Consider the following 24441-nt stretch of genomic DNA (forward strand, 5'->3'; position numbering starts at 1 on the left):
TCCCTTTACTTTTACACTTAACCAATGAATTCGAAAGCCGCCTCCTTCACTTCTTTCGAATTAGTACCTATATATACTTTAAACTCCCCTTCTTCAGCTTTATAGCTCGTCCCTGTGGTGTAATACATCAAATCCTCTTCGGTAATGGAAAACGTAATTTTCTCTGATTCGCCAGGTTTCAAATATATCTTTTTAAAGCCTTTTAATTCTTTAACCGGTCGTACAACACTTCCATAAAGGTCCTGTAAATAAAGCTGTACAACTTCCTCACCAGACATACTTCCAATATTAGTTACAGTAACACTTGCTTGAATGGCATCATCTTTTCTCATGGTGCTCTGATTCAATTCAATTTCAGAATAAGTAAAAGTGGTATAGCTTAAACCATACCCAAATGGATAAAGAGGATGGTTTGGTCCGTCTAAATATTTGGAGATGAATTTTTCCTGTTGATTTTTTACTGTTAATGGCCTGCCGGTATTGAAATGATTATAGTAAACTGGAACTTGACCTGTTTTGTATGGGAAGCTCATGGTCAATTTTCCTGCCGGATTATACTCCCCAAACAATACATCGGCGATGGCATGTCCTGCCTCAGAGCCTAAAAACCATGTTTCAACGATGGCATTCATATGACTCTCAAACCATTCCAGAACCAGCGGACGTCCATTAGTCAGTACAAGCACAGTAGGCTTACCCAATTTACTAACTTCTTCAGCCAGTCTTTTTTGGACTTCAGGAAGTTCAATTTCCATTCTTGAAGCAGCCTCCCCGGACATACTGCTAGATTCTCCAAGAGCAAGAATAATTGTATCTGCTGCTTTGGCTTGACGAAGGGCTTCCTCGAGTCCACCCTCGATCTCACAATCTGCCATACAGCCCTCAGTAAATAATAGATTCTCTTTCTTTAAGGATTTTTCCGATAAACCCTCCATTAAAGTTACCGTTTTATCGCCATATTTTGAAAATTGCCATGGGCCCAAAAGATCCTTGCTGTTGGCGAACGGACCGATAACAGCAATTTTCCCATGGTCCTTTTGCAAAGGGAGGACACCATTATTTTTAAGTAGGACAATTGACTTTTTTGCCAGTTCCCTGCTTTCCTGTAAATGCTCAGCAGAGAAATGATACTCACTCTCCAACTCTGGTCTCACATAGCGAAAAGGATCATCCATAATGCCAATCTTAAACTTATAGGTGAGAATCCTTCTTACAGCCTCATCCAATTGATCTTCCTTTACGGTTCCTTCTTCAACCAAGCCAGGTAAATGTTTTAAATAAGCAGTGGTAACCATTTCAATATCCATTGTGGCATCAACGGCCATTTTTGCTGCTTCTTTATTGTCCCGTGCTGCTCCATGAATCACAATTTCCTCGATGGAACCATAATCGGAAATGATCATGCCATCAAAGCCAAGTTCTTCACGCAACAAATCTTTTAATAATGTTCTATTTCCCGCTAACGGAACTCCTTGATAAATGTTGAATGCATTCATAACAGAACCGGCACCAGCCTCAAGTCCCGCTTTAAAAGGCGGCAGATAAACATTTCTTAATGTCCCCTCAGAAATATCAACGGTATTATAGTCCCGCCCGCCTTCTGCTGCACCATAGGCAATGAAGTGCTTTAAACAGGCGATGATTGTTTCCTCGTGAAAAAGGCTGTCGCCTTGAAACCCTTCCACCTGTGCCCTTGCAATTAAGGATCCTAAGTACGGATCTTCGCCCGCACCTTCCACTGCCCTGCCCCATCGTGCATCTCGTGTAATATCCACCATTGGACCATGATTGTATGTAATACCTGATACAGCTGCCTCTTTCGCAGAAACAGCACAAGCACGTTTAATGGCCTCTATATCCCAGCTCGAAGACCAGGCCAGTGGCACAGGGAAAATCGTTTGATGTCCATGGATAATATCTGCGTTGAATAAAAGCGGAATTTCCAGTGGTGATTGTTCAACGGCAACTTTTTGCAATTCAAAAACTCTATTAATATCAAAAGCACCTAATATAGAACCTGCCTTTCCCTCGGCAACTAATTTCTCAGGCAGATCTGATTCAACATCCCCGCCAAACGAAAAATTCGAAGCCTGACATTGGCTCATCTGCCCAACTTTATCCTGGATGGTCATTTTTCCAAGAAGCCTTTCTACTTCGTCCCGGATTTCTTCCTCTGTTCTTTCTTTAATCGGATCCTGTTTTCGGTATTTTTCTACTTCTTTTAACAGTGCATCGGATAAAGAAACACCCTCGCCTCTTTGCCCCTCAATTTTAAGCTCGCCAAAAGGATGAAGAGTTAAAGAACCTGTAAACCTTTCTTCCGCAAACATAAGGTTAATCTCTGCTTTATTTTCTGATAATAAGGTAAATCGCCCTGATGCCTGCAGCCGATTTCCTTCTACTGTTACTGCATCGAAAATAATATTCATAGGAATAGGTTCAGTTTTAACTAGTAAACTATATGTCTCATTTTTTTCAATGTTAAAAACAACCTTCATTTTAGCTAGTGGAGTTTCTACTATCGTGTTCCAAATTCCAAGCATGCTCCGTTTCTCCCTTCAGGTTCTTGTAATTTCCGTTCTCGATTAAACCCTTGTCATCCTGACTGCCATGTATTGTCTGCACGGAAGCTCAATGCGGAAGGTGCCTTCATAGATTCCATCAAATTTTTCTATGGTCATATTCCAGATGGAGATTATCTCCATTTCAAACTTTTTCCCCTGTTTCATCCGGTATTCCTGCTGCAGGTGCATCCCATGGCATATATAAAGGGTTCACAGTTTCTCTTCTATAATGTCTTCATTGCATTGGCGATTTCGATACATAGATCTTCGGCTTGGGCAACATGTCCTAATTTATCGATAAATGCATGGGTCATACCCTTATAACGAAAACAAGTTGTTTCTACTCCAGCTTCCATTAGCTGCTTTGCATAACATTCTGTCTGAACACGTAACCCATCATACTCAGCCCCTGCTAAAACAGTCTTAGGAAGCCCACCATGGGATAATGCCAGAGCAGGACTAACATACGGATGTAATTTATCCTCCTTTTTTGACACATAGGCGCCGGCAAACGGATTTTCTTCTTCATCTTTAGCTGGTCTTCCAAGTGTAAGGAAATTTTTAATGATATCATTTTGTTCCTCAGAAATTTCAAAGAAAATCTCACTCCACTCATATCCATCCAAGTGTGCATCAGACATGATGACACAAGGATAAATCAACACCTGCATTGCAATTTTGGGTGTTCCTTCATCTCTGGCTTTTAGACTGACTGCTGCGGCATAGTTTCCGCCGGCACTGTCTCCTCCAACACATATTTTTTCAGGATCAATACCATACGCTTCTGCATGATCGTAAACATGCTTTACGGCATAAAAGTTATCATTTAAGCCATTGGGATAAGGCTTTTCTGGTGCCAAGGAATAGTCGACATTGAAAACTACTGCGTCCGCAAGCTCAGCGATTAATTTACAGAAATTTTCTACTGTATAGACGCTGCCTCCAATCCAGCCGCCGCCATGAAAGAATACTAGAGCCGGCCGTTTCGTATTTTGTTGAGACTTTCTTGGATAGTAGCGCCACAGCCCAACCGTATTTCCACTGCTAGTAATCTCTTCATATTTTGTATGAATTTCTACTGTATTCAGATTATAATTTGGGAACCCCATAGCATCCCTTATGATTGGTAGTAATATTTCCAATGGCGGTGGAGCAGCCGGCTCCTCACCGCCCAAATTTCCAGCCCAATGATTTTCTTCCATAAGACTTAATTCCATCAGGTCTAAATATCCTGGTCTGTCTTCACCTGGACTTGGCTTTAGAATAATTTTGACTCCGTTGTTTTCAATAATCGATGTGTCCTTTTGCAACTTGTCAATTGCACTAGAATCGTACTTTCGCATAGTAAATACCTCCTTTAAGCTCCTTAGAATTTGAAAGCGCTATCAAATTCTATTTATTTAGACTTCTATTTTTTAAGTATAATAGGCAGATAAAAATGGGACTTACTAAAAAAACGACTTTTTATTTTAACTATTCCGTCTTTTAAAAAAATGCAAAAGTGTTAACCAAAAAAAATCTGACTCAAAAGAGTCGTTATTCACCCTTTTGAGTCAGCACCTTGTTATACTGCTTGACAATTATATTCATTTAATATTTGAATCATATCTGTCAGCATTTCTTCTGTAAAGGCACCCATGCTGAAATTCAGCATAGCCCGAAGCGGCATATATCGCATCATCGCCTCCATCATTTCAGCTGCATCCCCTTCGTTAGCACCTAAATCCGGGAATGGATTGTGTTTAGCCAAGAGTTCCTTCGCCAAAGGAGCTAAAACGGGGTCAGCAAGCAAATCACCCAAAAGTGTATTTCGGTGAACAGGCTTTTTAATGTAAACCATTGATTGCACCATAATGCTGTCTTTAAGGGCAATCTCTTGAGATGATTTTCCTACCAGAATTTCAAACTCACCTGTTTCCACATGCCAGTCTTTCAAATCAACATTGTAATAAGCAAATGCACGCTTATTTAAAGTAAATGTAACTGTTTTTTCCTCACCTGGCTGCAAGTCCATTTTTTCAAAGCCTTTCAGCTCTTTTTCAGGTCTGTTCACTGTGCTCTCCACATCTTTTACATAAAGCTGAACGATTTCTTTTCCAGCTCGATCACCTGTGTTTTTAACATTTACACTGACTTTCACCGTATCAGTATCTTGAATCTCTTTTTGGCTGATGGAAAGATTGCTATATTCAAAGGTTGTATAGCTTAGCCCATATCCGAATGGGAACAGCGGTTCAACTTTTTTTGTATCGTAGTAACGATAACCGACAAAAATACCTTCCTTATATTCCACTTTGTCTCCTTCTCCAGGGAAGTTTAGGAATGAAGGGTTATCGCTTAATTGTCTAGGGAATGTTTCCGCCAATTTTCCACTTGGATTTGCATCACCAAATAATAAATCAGCGATAGCACCGCCAAGTGCCTGCCCGCCTAAATAAGCTTCAAGCACCCCTTTTACATTACCCAGCCATGGCATTTCAATTGGAGAGCCGTTGCTTAACACGACAACGATGTTGCGGTTCACTTCCGCTGCTGCCTCCACTAACTGACGGTGGTTTGCCGGCATACGCAAATGTTCACGGTCGTAGCCTTCGGATTCGTAACGGTCTGGAAGTCCGACAAAAAGAACAACCGTATCAGCTTGCGCCGCCACTTCTTTTGCTTCTGCAATAAGCGTACCATCAATCTCGTCTGAATCAAGTCTGTAACCTTGAGCATATAAAACATTCGATTGCTTGCCTGCTGATTTTTCAATTTCTTCGACAATGTTTTCCAACTTAGTCGGTTTGACATGAGAACTTCCGCCGCCTTGATATCTTGGTTTCTTTGCAAATTCACCAATTACTGCGATCGTACCTTGCTTTTTCAACGGAAGAACATTGTCTTCATTTTTTAATAACACCATACTTTCTCTAGCCATCTCTCTGGCCAGCTGGTGATGTTCATCTTTGTTATAAACAGCATTTTCTGTTTTATGATCAACGCTCATAAAAATAACTCGTAACAATCTTTCTAAAGCTTTATCCAATTTTTCTTCAGATAGTTTACCGTTTCTTACAGCGTTGACAATTTTTTGGTCGCCGCTGCCGTTACTTGATGGCATTTCAAGTTCCAACCCGGCTGAGAGTCCGTCTGCACGTTCATTCACTGCACCCCAATCGGAAACAACAAATCCTTCAAATCCCCACTCATCTTTTAAAATATCATTTAACAAATATTCATTTTCAGAAGCGTATTCCCCATTCACTTTGTTGTAGGCGCACATAACCGTCCATGGCTGGGATTGTTTGACTACACCTTCAAAGCTCGCCAAATAAATTTCGCGCAATGTTCTTTCATCCACCACAGCATCTGTTGACATTCTGCGGTGCTCCTGGTTATTGGCAGCAAAATGTTTTAGAGACGTACCGACTCCCTGACTTTGAACACCTTTGACATGGTTGGCTGCCATTTCAGATGCCAAATAAGGATCTTCGGAAAAATACTCAAAGTTTCTTCCACAAAGAGGCGATCGTTTAATATTCACCCCAGGTCCAAGCAACACCGCTACATCTTCTGCCTGGCATTCTTCCCCAAGTGCAACCCCCACTTTTTGAATCAGATCGCGATTCCAGGAGCTAGCCATTCCAGCAGCGGATGGAAAGCAAGTGGACGGTACACTGTTATAAATCCCCAAATGGTCTGCCCCCTGCGCCTGTTTACGAAGACCATGTGGACCGTCTGTGACCATAATGGATGGAATCCCCAATCGTTCAATCCCTTTTAAATGCCAGAAATCCAATCCAGAACATAGGCTTGCTTTTTCCTCTAATGTCATTTGGGAAATAATTTGTTTGATATCTCGTTTCATTATGAACCCTCCAACTATAAAAATGTTTAGTTTTTTAACACAATCGTATTAAACGATTCAGGTTTCAAATCAAATTGATAGGCTTTCCCTTGAAATTCAAATACTAATTCCCGTTGTCTTTTTAATGGATTATTTACAATTATTACAGTGGATGCATCAGGATTTTGGAAAGCAAGTACATGTGCAGTTAAATGTCCTTTTGTTTCTAGTCGAACTGCTCCATTCTTAACAAAATGAGAATGGTGTTTTACCACATAGAATTCAGGATTGTATGTAAAGCTTTTTGTTTCAGGATCCACCGTTATCATCGAATTCTGTTCCCAGCCCCAAGTACTTCGTCCTTTGGGCTCTAATACAGCATTCCAATAAACATACCCATTGGCTCCATTGACAAAATAATGTCTGAACAGGTTGTTGACGTATTGAGCATATTCCCAAGTGTTCTTGCCATTTCCACATTCATTTTCAGTTTGCAAATAGCGTAACTCGGGGTAGCTCTCAGCTGTTCGCTGGATGGCATGTTTTCCTGCCCATTGATAACCAACACCACTGATATACTTATAGGCTTCAGGGTCACTGAGTACAAGGCCGGCATACACATCATAATCAGATGTGGTGTCTGTCATCAGCTCCTGCCATGGTTCTGGAGCATTAATTGTGCCCAGCCAGATTTCTGTTTCTACATTGTGTTTTTCAAAGGCTGGTCCAAGATAGTCCCGGATAAATTCTTGTAATTGTTCCCCAGTCCACTTACAAGAAGGAAATTTTTGGTCTGCATTCACTTCGTTTTGAACATGGATTTGGTTAATTTTGATTCCTTCTTTTTCATAATCCTGTATAAACTTAACAAGATAAAGCGCATAAGCCGCAAGGACCTTCTTCTCCCATCGAAGAGTTCCATAATTATATGCCTTCGGAAACTTCAGCCAGGCAGGCGGACTCCAAGGTGAAGCGAAAAACTTCATATCAGGATTTCTTTTAAGAGCCTCCCTAATGTAGGGGATCAGGTATTTATGGTCCCTTTCAATAGAAAAGTGTTCCATTTCATAGTCTTCATCGGTTTCATTATGACTGTACCATTGAAGGGCATAATCACTAGCTCCTATTGGCAAACGGCAGAGAGTAAATTGGCAGTCACCATCTGTTGCAAATAAAGAATCCAGCACCGTTTTACGATCTTCTTCAGATAAATGATCAATCGCAAACATACCGAGTTCATTAAAACAGCTGCCGAAACCTTCAACTAATCGGCCTTTATTATTTTTTATAATCAAATTGCTTTGTTTGTCTGTACTTTTAACCGGTCCATTTGTCTGCCAATAGTTATCTCGTGTTGATTGGATCCATAACACATCTTTCTCGGCCATAAGTTCCATTCCTTTCATTGCTCGTTTCTCACGTCATTTATCAATTGATAAATGACAAGGTTTAAAACTCAATTGTTTTCCCTGTTTTTGCTGATTCATATATGGCTTCTAATATTTGTGTAACGACTAACGCTTGCTCTGGTTTTACAAGTGGTTCTGTGTCATTGATAATGCATTCCAGCCATTGTCTTGCTTCTTTTACACCAGGTTCTTCTGCACCTGCATCAAAGTAAGCAATTCCACCCCCAGTTGCAGGTTTCGTTTCAACCAACTTTCCGTATTTTGTACTGTTGAAAACTAACTCACTTGTAGGTGAACCAGGCATTGCCTTCATTTCTGCACCGCCTTCTGTACCACACAAAGTTGTCATTGCTTCACGGACATCCGTTGTATTTAAGGCCCAAGAACATTCAAGAATGATCGTGGCCCCATTTTGCATTTTAATAAATCCAAAAGCAGAATCTTCTACTTCAAACGTTTCTGGGTTCCATGGACCGAACATGTTCCCTTCATATTTATCTGCAAGCTTATAAAAGACAGAACCGGTTACCGATTGTGGTTTGTAATTATCCATACACCATAGCGTTAAATCTAATGCATGTGTGCCAATGTCAATTAAAGGACCGCCACCCTGTTGTTCAACATCAAGGAATACCCCCCATGTTGGAACAGCACGTCTTCGAATAGCATGCGCCTTTGCAAGATAAACATCACCGAATTCCCCCGCTCTTGAAGCTTTATACAATACTTCAGAATCATCACGGAAACGGTTTTGATAGCCTATTGTCAACTTCTTGCCTGTGCGTTTTGCTGCATCAATCATCTCCTGTGCTTCCTTGGAATTAATCGCCATTGGCTTTTCACACATTACATGTTTGCCTGCTTCTAATGCATCCACTGTTATAAAGGAATGCTGCAGATTAGGAGTTAGAACATGAACAACGTCAATGGACTCATCCTGTAATAATTCCTTATAATCGATATACACTTTTGCCTCATTTGTGCCAAATTGGTCCGCAGCCATAATAGCTCTTTCCTCCACTACATCACAAAATGCAACCATTTCTGCCAAATGACTAAGCTTTGCCAATGATGGTATATGCTTTTGATTGGCAATTCCTCCACAACCAATAATTCCAACTTTTAACTTTGCTGCCATACGAAATACCACTCCTAATTTTTTATAAGTCCTTGTAAATATTTCTCCATTACTTTCAGGTCACCGGCAATACTAGTAAATTTATTTCCCTGCTGCCCTTCGTTTTCTACAATTGCATAACGGACGATTCCCATCTCGTTTAGCTTTTGATAGGTTTCTTCAAAGTTCATAATCCCTGTACCGAGATTGACAAAATCAGTTGGTTTTACAAATTCTCTATATAGTTTCATAGTGTCTTCATTATTCTCTTCACTTAATGCTGTGAAAATATTAATTGGGTCAACGTGTGTCCCTAAATCCTTTTGATGGATCATGTCACAGCGATTTCCAAGTTTTTCTAGCAAAGAAATAGGATTGTATCCGCCTCTCATCACCCATACAAGGTCCAGCTCAAATTTCACAAACTCCGGATCTGTATGTTCTACTAACAGATCAAAAAATGAAGTTTCTCCTACTCTCTTAAACTCATGTGCATGGTTATGATAATAAAAATCAAGACCCGCTTGTTTACACTTTTTACCGATTACATTAAGATGTTCCGCTGTTTGTAAGGTATCCTCACGGCCTGTGATAAAGGCCATTGGAAAAACAATGGATTTACACCCAAGTGCAGCATTTTCTTCAATAATTTGATCCCAGCTGCCATCGATAATCGCTTTACCTGGTGCAACCCCTTCATGTGCAGCAAACGCCTTCAAACCTAGCTCATCTAAATTCCTCTTGATAACTGGTAGAGAGAATGTGTCTGTAAAACGTTCTCCTGTTGAAAAATTGCTTGAAATCAACTCAATATTTTGATAACCCATTTCAGCGACCTTTTCGAGAGTACCAAAATAATCCTCGTTTAATTCCCGGAATACTGAGAACAAATTTAGTCCAATGGACATTGTCATGTTTACTTCCCCTTTTTTATTAAATTTCTGTCCGAAGATTTATTCTTAATAATTCTAAATAAACCTTCGTACAGAGATGGCTGACTATTGACGGACAAGTTCAAGTCTTTTATCTAATTCGTCTAATTTTTCAGAAGGAGCAAATTTCGAAAATAATGGTATTTTTACAATTTCTCTCAGTGTTTTTTCGGCAAATGGACCTTGTACAATGGGATTGCGGGCAACTTCTGGGAGCTCTTCTTCAAAAATCTTTTTTGTTTCCTCGTTGGTTAATAGTTCACTTAGACTATTATTTGTACTGTAGGTAAGGATATAACTCGCGGTCGGCATGTAATCAAACACATATTTGCCTGCCATTAGGCCGCACTTTACATAACTCCCTTCCTGTTTGGCTGCAAATCTACTATTAACAAGTTTACGGCCATTTACTTTAATCGTTTCTAATACTGCGTCTGGAAGAATCACCTCTGCTGTCGTATGAAATGGAACCACAAAGGTAAAGGTTAAAGATCCATCCTCTTTTATCTCCCAGCCGCTTTCAATAGATCCTGAAGCTGATTGTAGTGTTGCCTTTACAAATTGAAGTTTTCCATAAGGCTTCGGACTTAAGTTAATTTTTCTAAAACCGGGTACATCTTCTAATGGGTTAATACCGCACATATGCTGGTACATCCATTCAGCGATTGATCCATAAGCATAATGGTTAAGAGAATTCATTCCCGTTCCGCTAATCGTTCCATCAGGAAGTACAGAATTCCATCTCTCCCAAATGGTTGTTGCTCCTAATTTCACTGCGTATAACCAGCTCGGAAAGTCGTCATTCAATAATAAGGTATAGGCAGCCTCATTGGCACCGTTTTCAGAGAGCACTTTACAGAAATAAGGTGTACCGACAAAACCAGTTTTCAGATGCATGTTATCGGCACGAAGCTTTACTTTAAGATCTTCTACCACTCGCGACCTGAAGCTTTCCGGTATCAGATCCATATAAAGAGCTACTATCATCGCCGTTTGAGTGTGAATTGCGCTTCTTCCATTCGGGGTAAAATATTCATTTTTAATGGCTTGTTTAATTTCATCAGCGAGTTTAGAGTATTCTTCAGCTATATCGTTTTTACCTAAAACCGCTGCTGCCTTTGCAACAAGCTGAGCTGAGTAACAATAATAAGCAGAAGCGATATAATAGGAATCCGTCCCACCCATTGGACTTTGAGGGTCTGGTCCATCTTGTGCAAGCCAGTCGCCAAAATGGAACCCTTCTTGCCATAATCTCTTCCCACCTGACTCTTCATCGACTCTCTTAATGTAATCCACCCAATCTTTCATCGTATCGAACTGCTGACGCAGCAATTCTTTGTCACCGTAATGAAGATATAATGTCCAAGGAATGACCGTAGCAGCGTCACCCCATGCGGCTGAACCGTGCCCTCCTATGAATCCGTTATCATCTTTTGGTTTAACTGTCGGTACGGTAAAAGGAACGGACCCGTCAATTCTTTTTTGTTCTTCACGCAAATCAAACATATATTTTTGATAAAAAGCGGACGAATACATGTTATAGCAGGCGGTAGCTGCAAACACTTGAGCATCACCTGTCCAGCCCATCCGTTCATCACGCTGCGGACAATCCGTTGGAACATCCAGGAAGTTACCTTTTTGCCCCCAAAGTGCATTGCGGAATAATTGATTGACTAACGGGTCGGATGTTTCAATTGTCCCTGTTTCATCAATATCGCTATATATGACACAGCCGGTAAAATCATGGATATTGATTTCTCCTTCAAATCCAGTCAGGTTTACATAGCGGAAGCCATAAAAGGTGAAGTGCGGCTGTACTTCTCTCTCACTTCCATCAGATATGTAAGTATATTCCGCTTTTGCTGTACGCAAATTGTCTCGATAAAAGCAATCGTTCTGCAGGATTTCACCATACTGCAGCTGAAGTTTTGTTCCTTTTGCTGCATTCGTTTTGAAACGTACCCAGCCTGTCATAACTTGACCCATATCCAAAACCGTTTCTCCGGCAGGAGTATAGATGATTTCAATCGGTTTTCTTTCTTCCATTATTTTCACAGGCAGACTTCTTCTCGCTTGGAAAGATTCCGTTTTAACCTTTGTCAGGCTGACACTTCCCCAAGCGATGTCGTCGAATTTCGGCATTGTCCAGCCCTTGCTCTCTTGATTGGCATCATAAACTTCGCCATCATAAATTCCGCTAAATGTAATGGGCGAAAGAGCACACTTCCAATCTTGATCAGTTGAGATTGTAACTTCTGAACCATCCTTGAGTGTGACAATGATTTCAGCAATAACGGCAAATTCATTGCCATACAATTCATGATACCCGCCGTCAAAACCGAAACGACCTTTGTACCAGCCGTTGCCTAGCATAAACCCAATCGCGTTATCCCCTGCTGCCAAATTGCTGGTTATATCATAGGTTTGATACTGCAGCCAGAAATCATAGGCATTGTACCCAGGAGCAAAATATTCGTCTCCTACTCGTTTCCCGTTAATTTCCACATCATATAACCCTACTCCGCAAATATACGCTCGAGCTGAAACGATATTATCTGGAAGAGTGAACGTTTTTCTAATCAATGGATGAGTTTCTTTATCAAGGTCAGGTGTAATCCATTTCCCTTCCCACGGCTCATCCATTTTAGCTGTTTCAAACCATGTTGTTTCACTCGTTGCCTCATCACCGGCATCTCCCCAAACCGTTACCCGCCAATAATAACGAGTTCTTGCCTTCATTTTAATTTCAGGGTTATATCCTAAACTATCAATCTCTTGAAGCTTTCCGCTGTCAAAGAGTATATCGTTAAATTTCTCATCTATTGCAATGACTACTTGTGCAGCTGCTTGTGAGACGGATTGGCTGTTGCCTGACTCTGTTATCCACGAAAGCGTTAAACGATCCAGCTCGAATCCTAGAGGGTTTGTCATGTGATTGGTTCTTAAATGAGTAATTTTCATTGCCTTCCTCCATTCTTTAAAAACTAGTACTTGTTTTGTCCAAGTTCTAATTGAACTGTTGATTTGCGTTGCATTTTTTGATTCCATACTAGACACAAGGCTAAGCTGAACAGCAAAATAGAAGCTCCAAAAAAATAAGGTAAATGAAAATGGTAATCAAAGAGAATTCCTGCCAAGGATGGACCAAGAATATTTCCAATGCTGGAATAGGCATTGTTCATTCCAGCGGCGTATCCTTGTTCATTTCCTGCCATTTTCGATAATAACGTGCTGATAGCAGGACGAAGGATCGATGTTAACACGATAAATAAGATGTTCATCGCTAATATGTACCAAAAATTACCTGATAACAAAATCAGTACCATCGATAGAGCGGCAAATAAGAAACAAATATTAATTAGCTTTACCTCACCAAAAAATCGAATCAGTTTTTCAATAAGAAGAGCTTGTATAATGACTCCCACCAATGCCCCAATAGTCATTAAGGTTGCGATGTCTTTAGGCGTATAGCCATATTTTTGGTCAACATATAAACCAAAAATAGATTCAAAATTTGCTAGACCAAAGGTCATAGTAAAAACTAGAATTAATAGAACGAGATAAGAAGACTTAATGGATTTTTTAAACGACTGAATCATTCCCAGGTTCTTTTTCGTTGTATTTCTCGCTGCTATCTGCTGGTCCTTTGACAACGTCTCGGGTAAAAATATCAAGGAAACAATCATAGCTATCGCGGCTACAACCGATGAAACATAAAACGGGACACGCAGTCCAAATTCAGCTAAATATCCGCCAATACCAGGGGATACAACAAACCCTAGTGTAAAGGCTGCTCCCATTAGTCCCATTCCTCTGCCCCGTTTATCCATACTGGTCACATCTGCGACATATGCCATGTTAGATGGAATTAAAAACCCAATTCCGATTCCTCCTATAAAACGGGATACATAAAGCAACCATAGCTCGGTGCCAAAAGTAAAAATTAGCTGTGACAACATTAAAACAGTTAATCCTATTACGGTAATAATTTTTCGACCATATTTATCAGACAATCCCCCACCAATTGGCGAAAAGAGAAACTGAGTTAAGCCCATCGCTGCAACTAGATACCCCATGTCCTTGCCGCTTGCTCCAAATTCTAATAGAAACTTTGGAAGAATCGGGATGACTAAACCAACCCCAAGCATGGCAATAAACATATTTACCATTAATATAAGTAACGGGACATTTACTTTAATATTCTTTTGATTGGAAATAAAGGCTCCCCCTTTCGAATAATTCAAGCACGACTAGTGGTTAGCGCTTTCATGATTCTTCATCTAACTTCCCTTACGATCAAATGGGTGTTTCCGATCCTCTTAACCCTTTTCCTTGCTGTTCATGGAGGATTTTTGTGAACACATGGCTGCAAAAAAACATAAGCAGGAAAGCAGGAACACTGCCGCTAAAAAAAGGAAGCAGGCCTGGAAATTGATACAAAATAAAGTAAAAAAAACTGGTAAGTACAGCCATTGTAAAGGTTGCAATAGGATTAACAGTCATTAAGATAATTGCATTTTTCACTATACCTTTTAACCCGACATCAAAATGGACAAGAACAGGAAAGATGTATAACAATGTAAGGGAATAAATAAGGATCAATATAACATTGGGAATATAGACTAATTTCAGGAGTGGTATAGTTGTTGCTTCCACGATTTTTATGTTCGAATACATAAAAAACCCAAAAACGATGATGATGAGTCCTAGGAGATTACTTTTTAAAAATTCACTTTTATACGTTGTCCAAAAAGTTTTAAATACAGGAAGCTCCTCCTTCATAACCCATTTACGGACAATCGCAAACATCGCCGTTGTGGCAGGAAAAAAACCAAGAACAACCAAACCAAGCAGAGTAAAGACAATCCAAAGAATGTTTACATACATCAATCTCATAAGCCACTCTGAAACACTGAATATACCTTTCATAAAACCTTCCATCAGACTGCCTCCTTCCAGTAAAAATACACTTGGGACCAGAAATTAATTAGCATAAAGGACCATTGCCAAGCACTTGGTCCTCTATGCTACGCTATCCAATCAACCTTTAACTGATCCTAATGCGATCCCTTTTACGAGATATTTTTGGAAGAATGGGTAAGCAATAAGAATTGGCAGTACCCCGATAACCGCAATCGCCATTCGTACTCCCGTTGTAGGAATTTCAGCAGCTGCTGTACTTGTATTGGAGCCAAAGTTAGTCGTTGCTAAAAACTGAATGTCGGATAGCATCCTATTTAACATATTCTGAATACTAAATAACGATGGTTCTGTAATATAAATGAGGCCGTTAAACCAATCATTCCAGTAAATAATCGTTTGAAGCAGTCCAATTGTCGCTAAAATCGGCAGTGAAAGCGGCAGGATAATGGAGAAGAAAGTTCTGAATTCACCTGCGCCGTCCATTCTTGCTGATTCAATAATAGGTTCTGGAATGGACGTAATAAAAAATGTTCTCATCAATAATACGTTAAAGCCATTCATTAGCAGGCCTGGTACTATTAAAGCCCAAATGGTGTTTTTCACATCAAAGATTTGTGTATACACTAGATAAGTTGGAACAAGTCCTCCATTGAATAACAATGTAAAGAAAACAAAGAAAGCAAAAACGTTTCTATAGGGTAAATCCCGGCGAGAAAGTGCATAGGCCAAAAATGAAGTCATCGCTAAGCTGACAAAAGTACCAAACACCGTAACAAAAATGGTAATCCCGTAAGCCCTAAAAATACTTGATGAGTTATTCAATAAATACTCGTATGCCGCAAAGCTAAACTCCTTTGGAAAGAAGGAATATCCATCTTTTAAGATCGATGCCTCATCCGAAAGCGAAGAAGATAAAAGGATGATAAATGGAATAATGCTTCCTATAGCGAGTATAAGTAAGAATATATGTGAAACTCCTTGTGTGATTCTATCTGCTCTGTACATTTACTGCCACCTCCAGCTTAAAATAATGCATTGTCTTTGCTTTTTCTGCGAACGAGATAATTCGATAATAACACGAGGACAAAACCTACGATGGATTGATATAATCCAGCCGCGGCAGACATCCCAATATCACCTAACTGCATTAAACCGCGATATACATACGTATCGATAACATTTGTTGTATCATATAACGCCCCAGAATTCATCGGAACTTGGTAGAACAACCCGAAATCGGAGTAGAAAATTCGGCCAATACCTAGCAGAGTCATCATAATAATGACAGGCATAATGGATGGAAGAGTAATTTTGATAATTTGCTGCCATTTATTTGCACCATCTAAAGTAGCTGCTTCATAATACTCTTGGTCAATTCCGATAATCGCTGCCAAGTAAATGACACATAAGAAACCAACACCCTTCCACATATTGATGAAGGTTAAAATATAAGGCCAGTATTTAGCTTCGTTATACCAAGAAATACCTTCTAGACCGAGTAACGGTAAAATCGTATTATTTAGATATCCTACATCTTCGCTCAAAAAGGCAAATCCCAAATAACTGACAATAACCATCGAGATCAAGAAAGGCAGTAAAATCACACTCTGATAAAAGCTCTTTGCCAGTTTATTTTTAATTTCGTTTAACATAATTGCAACAGCGATTGCCAAAACGGTATTTAAAATAATAAATCCACCGTTATATAGAATCGTATTTCGCGTAATGACAAAGGCATCTCTTGTAGTAAACAAATATTCAAAGTTCTTAAACCCAATCCAATCACTTGCGAATATTCCTTTTGCATAGTTAATATCCTTAAAAGCAATTATAAGTCCAAACATCGGCAAGTAATTATTGACCAATAAATAAACGAGTCCAGGTACCATCATGATAATAAGAGGTAAAAACCTTTTAAATTTGATCATCTTGGTGTTTACCTTCTTTGCTGGTACCGAATGGACGCCTGCTTCCAAATTCTTCACTGAAACTTGTGACATCCTATATCCCCCTTCTCCCATTAAAATGATTTCGCTTACATTAATATTTTCTTTATCTTATATATTTAGTTTAATAGACTACATGATAAGCTTCTATCTTAAATACGACTTCTGATTTTTGTTTATCCGACTTTTCTGAAAATATAACCGCATATAGTCGAGATCTTTTAAAAGTAGTGATAAAAAAAGAGAACTAGGAACATACTAGCTCTCTTCTCTTGTTCGATTATTACTTCTTTTTCCATTCGTCATATTGCTTTTGTTTTTCTGCAATAATTTTTTCAAGACCTGCATCTTTCAGTTTCTTATTAAATTCCGGCAGACTCTTATCAGGATCTAATGTACCTGTCTCAATCCCTACTCTGTACTGATTTAGCACATTCATAGCAGCCGCAACTTCTGTTTTGACTGGGTCTGGATTAAATGTAAAGCCAAATGCAGGAGAGAAAATAGCAGAATCGTTATGCTGCTTCATTTGTTCCCAATAATCCGGATCATTGCCTTCCCAAGGGTATGTCAAGAAGTTATTTCCAATTTGCCACTGACCAAATACATAATTGGATTCTGCAACACCCTCTGGTAAAGAAATAACACCTTCTGGTTTTACCTCGTAATGCTTTCCTTCAATTCCATTTGCCAATAAATTCATAACGTCTTTATCCGTATAAAGTAAATTAATCACTTCCATTGCTTTTTCAGGATTTTGACTGTTTCTAGCAATTGACAAATTAAATCCTGTTGCCGCATCTGTATAAGAATATACGTCAGACAATTTAACTGAAACCATTTCATGGCCAGTAATACCCTTTTCTTGTACTTCAAATCCAGGCTTCATGTGAGAAAAATATCCAAATCCTTTACCGGCTTTTACAATATTGGCTGATGCTTCCTGAGAAGTAGCCGAATCCTTTAAGACATATCCAGCCTGGAACCATTTTCTAGCCAATTCAACCGCCTCAACATATTCAGGTTCTTCAAACATATTTACCATTTTTTCAGTTTTAAAGGACACTGCACCAAGGCTATCCCCTAACACATCAAATTTCCCGCCTGCAAGAACAGTAGTAACCGTGCTCCCTTGTCCCGTGTTCACAATTGGAGTTAATGCAGGTTCATTTTCTTTCACAATTTTAAAAACGGCATCTAAATCAGTGAATGTTTTAACTTGGGAAAGATCGATATTATACTTCTCTACTATATCCTTTCGCATGATATACCCATAATAGGAGCCCCAGTCTCTCATACTCGGAATACCAAAAATTTCGCCGTTTACTTTATTTCCTTCCAAGAGATGTTCCGGCAGTACTTCCAAAATGTCTTTACCGTTTGATTTTAGCAGATCGTCTAAAGCAACCAATTGACCTTTTGCTGCTTGTGTATTGTAGCCAAAAAAGGATGAAGTAACAAGCAGATCCAGTTTTTCATTTCCTGTCAGCATTAAGTTGGTTTGTTGCTGATAGTTTGCTCCATTAATTGGGACTAATTTAATCGTGGCATTAATTTTCTCTTTCGCAATTTTATTGATTTCTTCCTGAACCAATGGAAGGTCATCTATTTTGGTAAAGGTTATATATGCCATCGAAACTTCATAAGGTTCACCCTTGCCGGAATCCTCCTGTTTGCCTGAGCTGCTTTCCTTAGAGCACCCAACCAATACCAAAACAGCTGACAACATGAACAGTAAAAACTTTGTTAATACCCTAAATCTCTTCATCTAATTTCCCCCTTTTTCTTTGTTGGATTATGACACCGCTCAATGAAAGCGTTGCCATAGAATCTATCTTTAGTATAGAGGATGTGTAAAAAGACACTTACTAGAAATACGACCTTTTATTTTCGTTTTTACGACTTTTCTGAAAATAATGACATTTTTCGAAACTCCATCGGATTGAGTTCTGTTGACTTTTTGAAAATCGTAGAAAAATAGGAAAAATTTGAATATCCAGCAGCTAATGCCACCTCACTAACAGGTGAATTTGTTTCAACTAATAGTTTTTTAGCGTATTCAATGCGCTGCTGCTGCAGGTAGTCCGATATCGATAACCCTGTTTGTTTTTTAAAGACTCTAGTCAAATAATCAGGGTTTAAGTACACATACTTAGCAATTTCTTCTCTGGTTAATCGCTGTTCACCTAGATGGTCCCGGATAAATTTTTTCACAATGTCTACAACCGATCCTTTTTCTTGCGGAACATGAAGCTGGTTCATAGCGACATCTGCTATATAAATGACCCACTCCTGAAGTGAATTCAAAGATCTTAACACTTTTTGGGGCTTTTGCGTCAACAGATTTTGAGAATAAACCTGATTTGCCTGAATCCCTTTCACCTGAAGGACATAAAAAACCAGCTGTAAAAAGTCCTGGTAAAATAAATGCAGTGATTGGGCAGATATATAATCAACTTTTTTCCACTCTTCAAAATACTTGCTGATTACTTCCAAAAACTTTTCTTTTGGACCACTCTTCATTAAACTTGTCCATTCTGAAAAAGGGAGGTTAGGAGAAGAGCATAAACCTTTTTTTTCATTTTTAAAGATTAGCTTGTTCGTTTCTGTTACATTATTTCGGTCAAGTTCTTGCAAGTTTTGCACCATACTCATTACTTCTTGTATACGGACTTGCTTTCCAATATACCCGCAAATATCGCAGGAAAAATATTGCGAGAATTGAGAAATGAATAGATTAATATTGTTTGATAGTTCCTCCATATATACCGTATTAGATTTAGGTAAAATAACTAGAACATAGCCAGTTTCAATATTCACCACATGTGCATCCATTTCGTGTTCGGTGATTACTTCTAAAACCGCTTTCTGAAGGGTGTTTTCCCTTACCTTCTCTTCATGGACCGATAACACCTTTCTCCAGCGCTGTACATGGAATAAAACGGGTAAAAAGGTTGTCGATTCTGGATAGGATACGTGATGATGTTTCATATGTTCTTCAATCTTATCAGCTGTTGATGGAACTACTTGTTGAATTAAGTCTAACCAAAACCGCTCTTTCAGCACTGAAAAGTGAGATTCTTTTAATTGCTGATAAGATTCCTCTACCATTTTTGCTTCATGTTCCTTTTTTATTTTTTCTAGTGCCTCTTGGATGACCTCTTCAAGCTCTTGGTAATCAACTGGCTTAAGTAAATAGTTAAGGCTTCTCAGCTGCAATGCTTGCTTTGCATATGTAAAATCGGAATGGCAGGTTAGAAAAACAGCTTCCGTACTGGGGTAGTGCTCCCTCACCCATTTTAATAAATCAAGTCCTGATCCCCTAGGCATTTCAATGTCACATAATAATATGTCGACCTGATTCTTTAAAAACACTTCCTGTGCTTGTTTTAAATTGTGGGCCGTATGCACCGTTGAGATATTGTACTTTTCCCAGTTTACTCCAGCCTGAACTCCCCTAATGGAATGAATTTCATCATCAACAATCAGAACATGAAAATGCCTCATCTACATAACCTCCCTGTGTATGTTAAATCAAGTCTTTAGGTATCCAGATTTGAACGGTTGCACCTTTTCCCTGCTCGTTTGAAAAGCGTATTTTGGAACTTTCTCCATATAACAATGTTAATCTTTTTTTCACATTCCAAATTCCGATTCTCTCCCCTTCACTATTCGTAAGAGATTCATTCTTTTTTAAACTATACAACACATCCTCTGGGAACCCATCACCTGTATCCTTTATCTTGATATGTATTAAGCCTGAATCCTCATCTTGCTTTATTTTGATATGAATCTCTAGCTGCTCATCAAAATTAAATGCATGTTTAATGGAATTCTCTGCAATGGTTTGAATAATAAGCGGCGGAATATTACATTTCTTTAGTTCATCTGGTACCTCAACGAAATAAAGAAAGGTTTCTGGGAATCGAAGTTGTTGAATCCTTAAATAATTCTCTGTATGTTTGATTTCATCTTCTAAACTAACAAAATACGAATTACTGCGAAACATAAACCGAAAATAATTGGCTAAACACTTAGACATCTCTTGGATAAGACTAAACTCCTTAACAGTAGCTAAATTATAAATAATATTTAAGGAATTAAGGAAAAAATGCGGATTAATTTGCAGCTGAAGGTGCTTTAGTTCCGCTCTTTGAAGATTTAATTTTTCTTCATATACATTGATTTTTAAATCTTTAATCTCGGAAATCATATGATTAAAGGTTGCGTTCATGACCTCAAATTCAGTAGAATTTCGATAAGTGGGAAGACGTTCATCCAAATCACCTTTCCTTAGTTTTTTCATGGCCGATACAATACGATTAATCGGTTCTAGAAAGATCTTTCTCATTATGAAAATAAAAAATAAGAAGAACAAAATTGCCGCTAGTGTAATAATAGACGATATTCGCTGTAAATATGGAAGCCTTTCAAGGATTTCACTTTCTGGTATTAAAGCAGCAAGATAAAAATCCCCCGATTCCGACTTTTCTCTCATCAAAACAAAGCGGTCATTATTTCCTGAAATTGCATAGTTCTCTTTAGTTTTTGGAGTCAAATTTATTTGTTTCTCTTCAATAAATTTTTTATTGGTAATTGGAATTAACTCTGTAGTAGTCAATAATGCTTGTCCAGTTTCCCCAAAATCAATATATTTAAAGGGCTTTATAAGCCTTTCCATATTTACCCATGCACCAATATAAACACCGTTAACGTTAAAGTATTGAAGTAAGTAATAATTCTTAGCTCCTTTCCAGATATTCCAACTTCCTTCCATTAATTGCTCCGGTGGATCCGCAATTAGCTGCCGAATTTCCTCCCGTGCAGAATTGCGTTCCAAAAAAGTATCTGCGAATTTCTGAGTATTAATGAAATCTTTGTAGGCAGAGGAATAAATAAAGATGGAATCGATTGCTGTATAAAAGTCAGATTGATTCGCGATAGAATGAAATAAACGTATTTTTGCTTCTTCATAATCATTCAATTCAAAGTTTTCGTTGTATTGCATATAGTATAAGTCAGTATTGTTTTGAGAAAGATTAAATATATAGTTTGAAACACCTTCAAGACTCTGGTCAATTTGGTTCATATATATATTAAGCATATTTTGGTTTGATTGAGCTACCTGGTTTCGAACGACTTCAACTGCATAATGGGTATATATAATATGAACTACCATTAACGGACCGATGATCAATGTAATACATAAAAACAGCTTAAACACAAGTGAATTTAAAATAGGCTTGATTGTTCGCATTGATGATCCTCCTGTTTATCCCTCAAGCAAATAATATTTTTATTATACAATATCGTTATATAATATTATTGAAATTTTCAAATATTTTTTACAAATAAAAAAGAACTAGAAACCTCTAATTCTTAAGATTGTCGAGAAAGGGTATTTTTTCCAAACAGTCTATATTGACTCACAACATACAAAAAAGATACAACAAAAATGATATAGTTTAACCCAATTTTTAAAACAACAATTACTATCGTTATTCCAAACTTCTTCTGAAAAAATATGCACTGTTATTTCCCCTTGATTCATACTTCATGTTGATACTTCAGTTTGTAAGACATCATCACGTTAAACATCGACACAAATAAAAGTTCACTAGGAATACAAATTTGAATTAATTAATAGCAAACTTGATTCGCTTTCTGAAAAAATCAATGCTCAGCATATCGAAAATATTAATGCTGATAATCGGCTGTATACGATATTCACACCCAAAGAAGGCTTGTTTTTTATTAATCGAAAAATAGCTGATGCTGAACTTGAAATCAATTAATTAAACATAAGGAGCAATAGCCTCATGATAATCGAACATGCTCACACTGGATGGCGTATTTTTATTTACTTTTAAATTAGGATTTTTGCCCTAATATACAAAATTGTAATAACAAAAAGAGTTTTTTTGTCATCTCCAATAAATACTCTGAAGTTGGAAGACTATCAAAAGCATCAAAAAAGAAGCCTGTTTCCTAAATTAAGTCGGAGGTTCGAATCTCTTCGGGACGTCAAAAAGCCTTTTTCAAGGCTTTTATTTTTTAAAATATGCAAATGTCAATTGCCAAAAATGAACAAAAACCACAACCCAAGAGGGATTAGTTCAACAAAAGATGACCTTCAAATAAGCAAAGATACAAACGACTTTCCTTTTAACTTTAGTCACCACATAAATGTTTTCTTGATTTCAGGAGGTACAGGGAGTTCTCCATAAATTTTTGCTTCGCCAGGAATTTTGGATTGATTATTTCTGTTTTCTATCACACATACCCAATCCTGCTCATTTCCACGAGTTGGTGTTATTAATTTTAATACACCTATCTCTCCATCTGGTATTATTGCTTCTAAACTAATTGCTTTATCTGTAATAACATTCTCTTGTGTATAACATTGTCCATCTCTTGGATTAAACCACCAAACTTGCAAATGATCTATTTTCAATCTACTTAAATCGACAGTTTCTTCTCCGCCTGATGGGAAGTATAAGCAAGCGAATTTTCCTTCCTTTTCTATACATGCCTGAATGTGTTCATCTGTGACATCTTGTAACTTATGATTCTGTTCAATTAGTAAATCCTGACCCGGAAGACACTGACTTAAATCTCTAGATTCCAAAAAATCACGCAAGATTTTCATCTGCCATGCCCCCGGTTGGTCTAAAGCTTCAAACCAAGAATATCTTCTGAAGTTGTCTCTTTCCTTTTCTGAAATCATCCAACACACGGATGGATGCCCATATGTATGACCAAAAGACCCTGCAAACAAGCTCCAATAGGCACGTTTTCTTACCATCCATCCCCCATGGAAATCAGATCCAATTGGCCAAGTTGTAGGCATTTGTTCATACGCAGGTTCTCCATCGAAAACTGGCATTGGATTATTTCTATTATAATCATTTTTTACTAGTTCATAATTTTTCGGTGTTAACCCATGTCCGGATTGAATCATGATAAACGATATCCAAGCGTCATCATCAGTCCAATAAGACATCGTTGAACATTCCCCGGTCTCCGCTTCATGACATGCATGATAAGTCATTAAAAGTTTTTGCCAATTAGGATCTTTTTCGTTATGTTTAATATCCTTTTGCAGAACCCCTTTTGCAATTCCTTCAGCTATATTTCGCCATACATCCTTGTAATCTACCCCTAGATGAATAGGCTGCCTGTCCCCACCTAGACACCAAATGATATTTGTTCTGTCTTTATAGCGATTACCAATCCATTTTCCATATTGAAAGGCATTTTCTTTCGTAACAATTTTCTCTGAAAACTCCCCCATCCAATTATGGCCAACAACAAGTTCTCCCCATACTGGCAGTAAAAGTACGTAAAATCCATATTCTGCTGCTTTGTCGATTATCCAATCTAAATATTGAAAATATTTTTCATTAGGAGTGTTCAGATTATCATTTATTAAAGCCTTTTCTCCAGCTGGATTTCTCATTTCCCTATCTTGCTCGGGATCCAGTGCAACAATTTGAAGTACTGTAAATCCTTGTGATTTTCTTTTTTGCATCAAGTATTCTGCATCGTCCCATTTTAATCTCTGTGCGATAGTCCAATCAGTATCTGCCAACCAGATAAATGGCGTGCCATCCTGTTGTGTAAAATATCTTCTATTCTCTGAGATTTTTAACCTTTCCATCTTTCATCCTCCTTAGAAAAAATTTAGTTAGTTCAGATATTACTTAAGTGATTAGTTGGTT

16 protein-coding genes are annotated in these 24441 nt (G+C 38.2%); all 16 read right to left on the bottom strand.

From position 1 onward, the window contains the following. Window positions 1-17: 17 nt before the first annotated feature. On the bottom strand, window positions 18-2543 hold the full coding sequence (locus tag QFZ31_RS11470) for a glycoside hydrolase family 3 N-terminal domain-containing protein (protein ID WP_307303086.1): 2526 nt from the start codon (window positions 2541-2543) through the stop codon (window positions 18-20). Between the two features lie 42 nt (window positions 2544-2585). After that, a complete protein-coding gene (locus QFZ31_RS11475) occupies window positions 2586-2729 on the bottom strand; it encodes a DUF5605 domain-containing protein (protein WP_307303087.1) in 144 nt (47 codons plus the stop codon). A 59-nt stretch (window positions 2730-2788) separates the two neighbouring features. After that, window positions 2789-3907 carry an alpha/beta hydrolase gene (locus QFZ31_RS11480; RefSeq protein WP_307303088.1) on the bottom strand — a complete coding sequence of 373 codons (1119 nt, stop codon included), beginning with the start codon at window positions 3905-3907 and terminating at the stop codon, window positions 2789-2791. A gap of 221 nt (window positions 3908-4128) precedes the next feature. After that, on the bottom strand, window positions 4129-6414 hold the full coding sequence (locus QFZ31_RS11485; protein WP_307303089.1) for a glycoside hydrolase family 3 C-terminal domain-containing protein: 2286 nt from the start codon (window positions 6412-6414) through the stop codon (window positions 4129-4131). A gap of 26 nt (window positions 6415-6440) precedes the next feature. Beyond that, window positions 6441-7781, bottom strand: coding sequence for a glycoside hydrolase family 30 protein (locus QFZ31_RS11490; RefSeq protein WP_307311531.1), 1341 nt, complete (start codon window positions 7779-7781; stop codon window positions 6441-6443). 61 nt (window positions 7782-7842) lie between these two features. After that, the gene (locus QFZ31_RS11495) at window positions 7843-8940 is read right to left on the bottom strand and encodes a Gfo/Idh/MocA family protein (protein WP_307303090.1); all 1098 of its coding nucleotides are present in this window, start codon (window positions 8938-8940) and stop codon (window positions 7843-7845) included. Between the two features lie 14 nt (window positions 8941-8954). Continuing rightward, window positions 8955-9833: a sugar phosphate isomerase/epimerase family protein gene (locus QFZ31_RS11500; RefSeq protein ID WP_307303091.1), complete on the bottom strand. Its 879-nt coding sequence runs from the start codon at window positions 9831-9833 to the stop codon at window positions 8955-8957. An 84-nt stretch (window positions 9834-9917) separates the two neighbouring features. Next, window positions 9918-12812 carry an alpha-L-rhamnosidase gene (locus QFZ31_RS11505; protein ID WP_307303092.1) on the bottom strand — a complete coding sequence of 965 codons (2895 nt, stop codon included), beginning with the start codon at window positions 12810-12812 and terminating at the stop codon, window positions 9918-9920. A 23-nt stretch (window positions 12813-12835) separates the two neighbouring features. Then, entirely contained in the window at window positions 12836-14068 is a 1233-nt protein-coding gene (locus tag QFZ31_RS11510; RefSeq protein WP_373459916.1) for an MFS transporter, read from the bottom strand. 79 nt (window positions 14069-14147) lie between these two features. Continuing rightward, a complete protein-coding gene (locus QFZ31_RS11515) occupies window positions 14148-14792 on the bottom strand; it encodes a YesL family protein (protein WP_307303094.1) in 645 nt (214 codons plus the stop codon). Between the two features lie 99 nt (window positions 14793-14891). Then, window positions 14892-15779 (bottom strand): carbohydrate ABC transporter permease, encoded by an 888-nt coding sequence (locus tag QFZ31_RS11520; RefSeq protein WP_306075474.1) that lies wholly within the window; start codon window positions 15777-15779, stop codon window positions 14892-14894. A 17-nt stretch (window positions 15780-15796) separates the two neighbouring features. After that, window positions 15797-16702, bottom strand: a complete 906-nt coding sequence (locus QFZ31_RS11525) for an ABC transporter permease (RefSeq protein ID WP_307311533.1) — start codon at window positions 16700-16702, stop codon at window positions 15797-15799. A 301-nt stretch (window positions 16703-17003) separates the two neighbouring features. Beyond that, window positions 17004-18488 (bottom strand): ABC transporter substrate-binding protein, encoded by a 1485-nt coding sequence (locus QFZ31_RS11530; protein WP_307303095.1) that lies wholly within the window; start codon window positions 18486-18488, stop codon window positions 17004-17006. 128 nt (window positions 18489-18616) lie between these two features. Beyond that, the gene (locus QFZ31_RS11535; protein WP_307303096.1) at window positions 18617-20227 is read right to left on the bottom strand and encodes a response regulator transcription factor; all 1611 of its coding nucleotides are present in this window, start codon (window positions 20225-20227) and stop codon (window positions 18617-18619) included. A 22-nt stretch (window positions 20228-20249) separates the two neighbouring features. Next, the gene (locus QFZ31_RS11540) at window positions 20250-21977 is read right to left on the bottom strand and encodes a sensor histidine kinase (protein ID WP_307303097.1); all 1728 of its coding nucleotides are present in this window, start codon (window positions 21975-21977) and stop codon (window positions 20250-20252) included. Window positions 21978-22895: 918 nt separating this feature from the next. Next, window positions 22896-24380: a DUF4038 domain-containing protein gene (locus QFZ31_RS11545; RefSeq protein ID WP_307303098.1), complete on the bottom strand. Its 1485-nt coding sequence runs from the start codon at window positions 24378-24380 to the stop codon at window positions 22896-22898. Between the last annotated feature and the right edge of the window lie 61 nt (window positions 24381-24441).

The sequence above is a fragment of the Neobacillus niacini genome, from assembly GCF_030817595.1.
GTDB classification, from domain to species: Bacteria; Bacillota; Bacilli; order Bacillales; family Cytobacillaceae; genus Neobacillus; species Neobacillus niacini_G.

Excerpts from the sequence above, each read along its gene's own strand:
- QFZ31_RS11540 (WP_307303097.1), bottom strand. The coding sequence starts at position 21,977 with ATGCGAACAATCAAGCCTATTTTAAATTCACTTGTGTTTAAGCTGTTT.
- QFZ31_RS11480 (WP_307303088.1), bottom strand. The coding sequence starts at position 3,907 with ATGCGAAAGTACGATTCTAGTGCAATTGACAAGTTGCAAAAGGACACA.
- QFZ31_RS11485 (WP_307303089.1), bottom strand. The coding sequence starts at position 6,414 with ATGAAACGAGATATCAAACAAATTATTTCCCAAATGACATTAGAGGAA.
- QFZ31_RS11500 (WP_307303091.1), bottom strand. The coding sequence starts at position 9,833 with ATGACAATGTCCATTGGACTAAATTTGTTCTCAGTATTCCGGGAATTA.
- QFZ31_RS11525 (WP_307311533.1), bottom strand. The coding sequence starts at position 16,702 with ATGATCAAATTTAAAAGGTTTTTACCTCTTATTATCATGATGGTACCT.
- QFZ31_RS11505 (WP_307303092.1), bottom strand. The coding sequence starts at position 12,812 with ATGAAAATTACTCATTTAAGAACCAATCACATGACAAACCCTCTAGGA.
- QFZ31_RS11490 (WP_307311531.1), bottom strand. The coding sequence starts at position 7,781 with ATGGCCGAGAAAGATGTGTTATGGATCCAATCAACACGAGATAACTAT.
- QFZ31_RS11475 (WP_307303087.1), bottom strand. The coding sequence starts at position 2,729 with ATGAAACAGGGGAAAAAGTTTGAAATGGAGATAATCTCCATCTGGAAT.
- QFZ31_RS11495 (WP_307303090.1), bottom strand. The coding sequence starts at position 8,940 with ATGGCAGCAAAGTTAAAAGTTGGAATTATTGGTTGTGGAGGAATTGCC.
- QFZ31_RS11515 (WP_307303094.1), bottom strand. The coding sequence starts at position 14,792 with ATGGAAGGTTTTATGAAAGGTATATTCAGTGTTTCAGAGTGGCTTATG.
- QFZ31_RS11530 (WP_307303095.1), bottom strand. The coding sequence starts at position 18,488 with ATGAAGAGATTTAGGGTATTAACAAAGTTTTTACTGTTCATGTTGTCA.
- QFZ31_RS11470 (WP_307303086.1), bottom strand. The coding sequence starts at position 2,543 with ATGCTTGGAATTTGGAACACGATAGTAGAAACTCCACTAGCTAAAATG.
- QFZ31_RS11545 (WP_307303098.1), bottom strand. The coding sequence starts at position 24,380 with ATGGAAAGGTTAAAAATCTCAGAGAATAGAAGATATTTTACACAACAG.
- QFZ31_RS11535 (WP_307303096.1), bottom strand. The coding sequence starts at position 20,227 with ATGAGGCATTTTCATGTTCTGATTGTTGATGATGAAATTCATTCCATT.
- QFZ31_RS11520 (WP_306075474.1), bottom strand. The coding sequence starts at position 15,779 with ATGTACAGAGCAGATAGAATCACACAAGGAGTTTCACATATATTCTTA.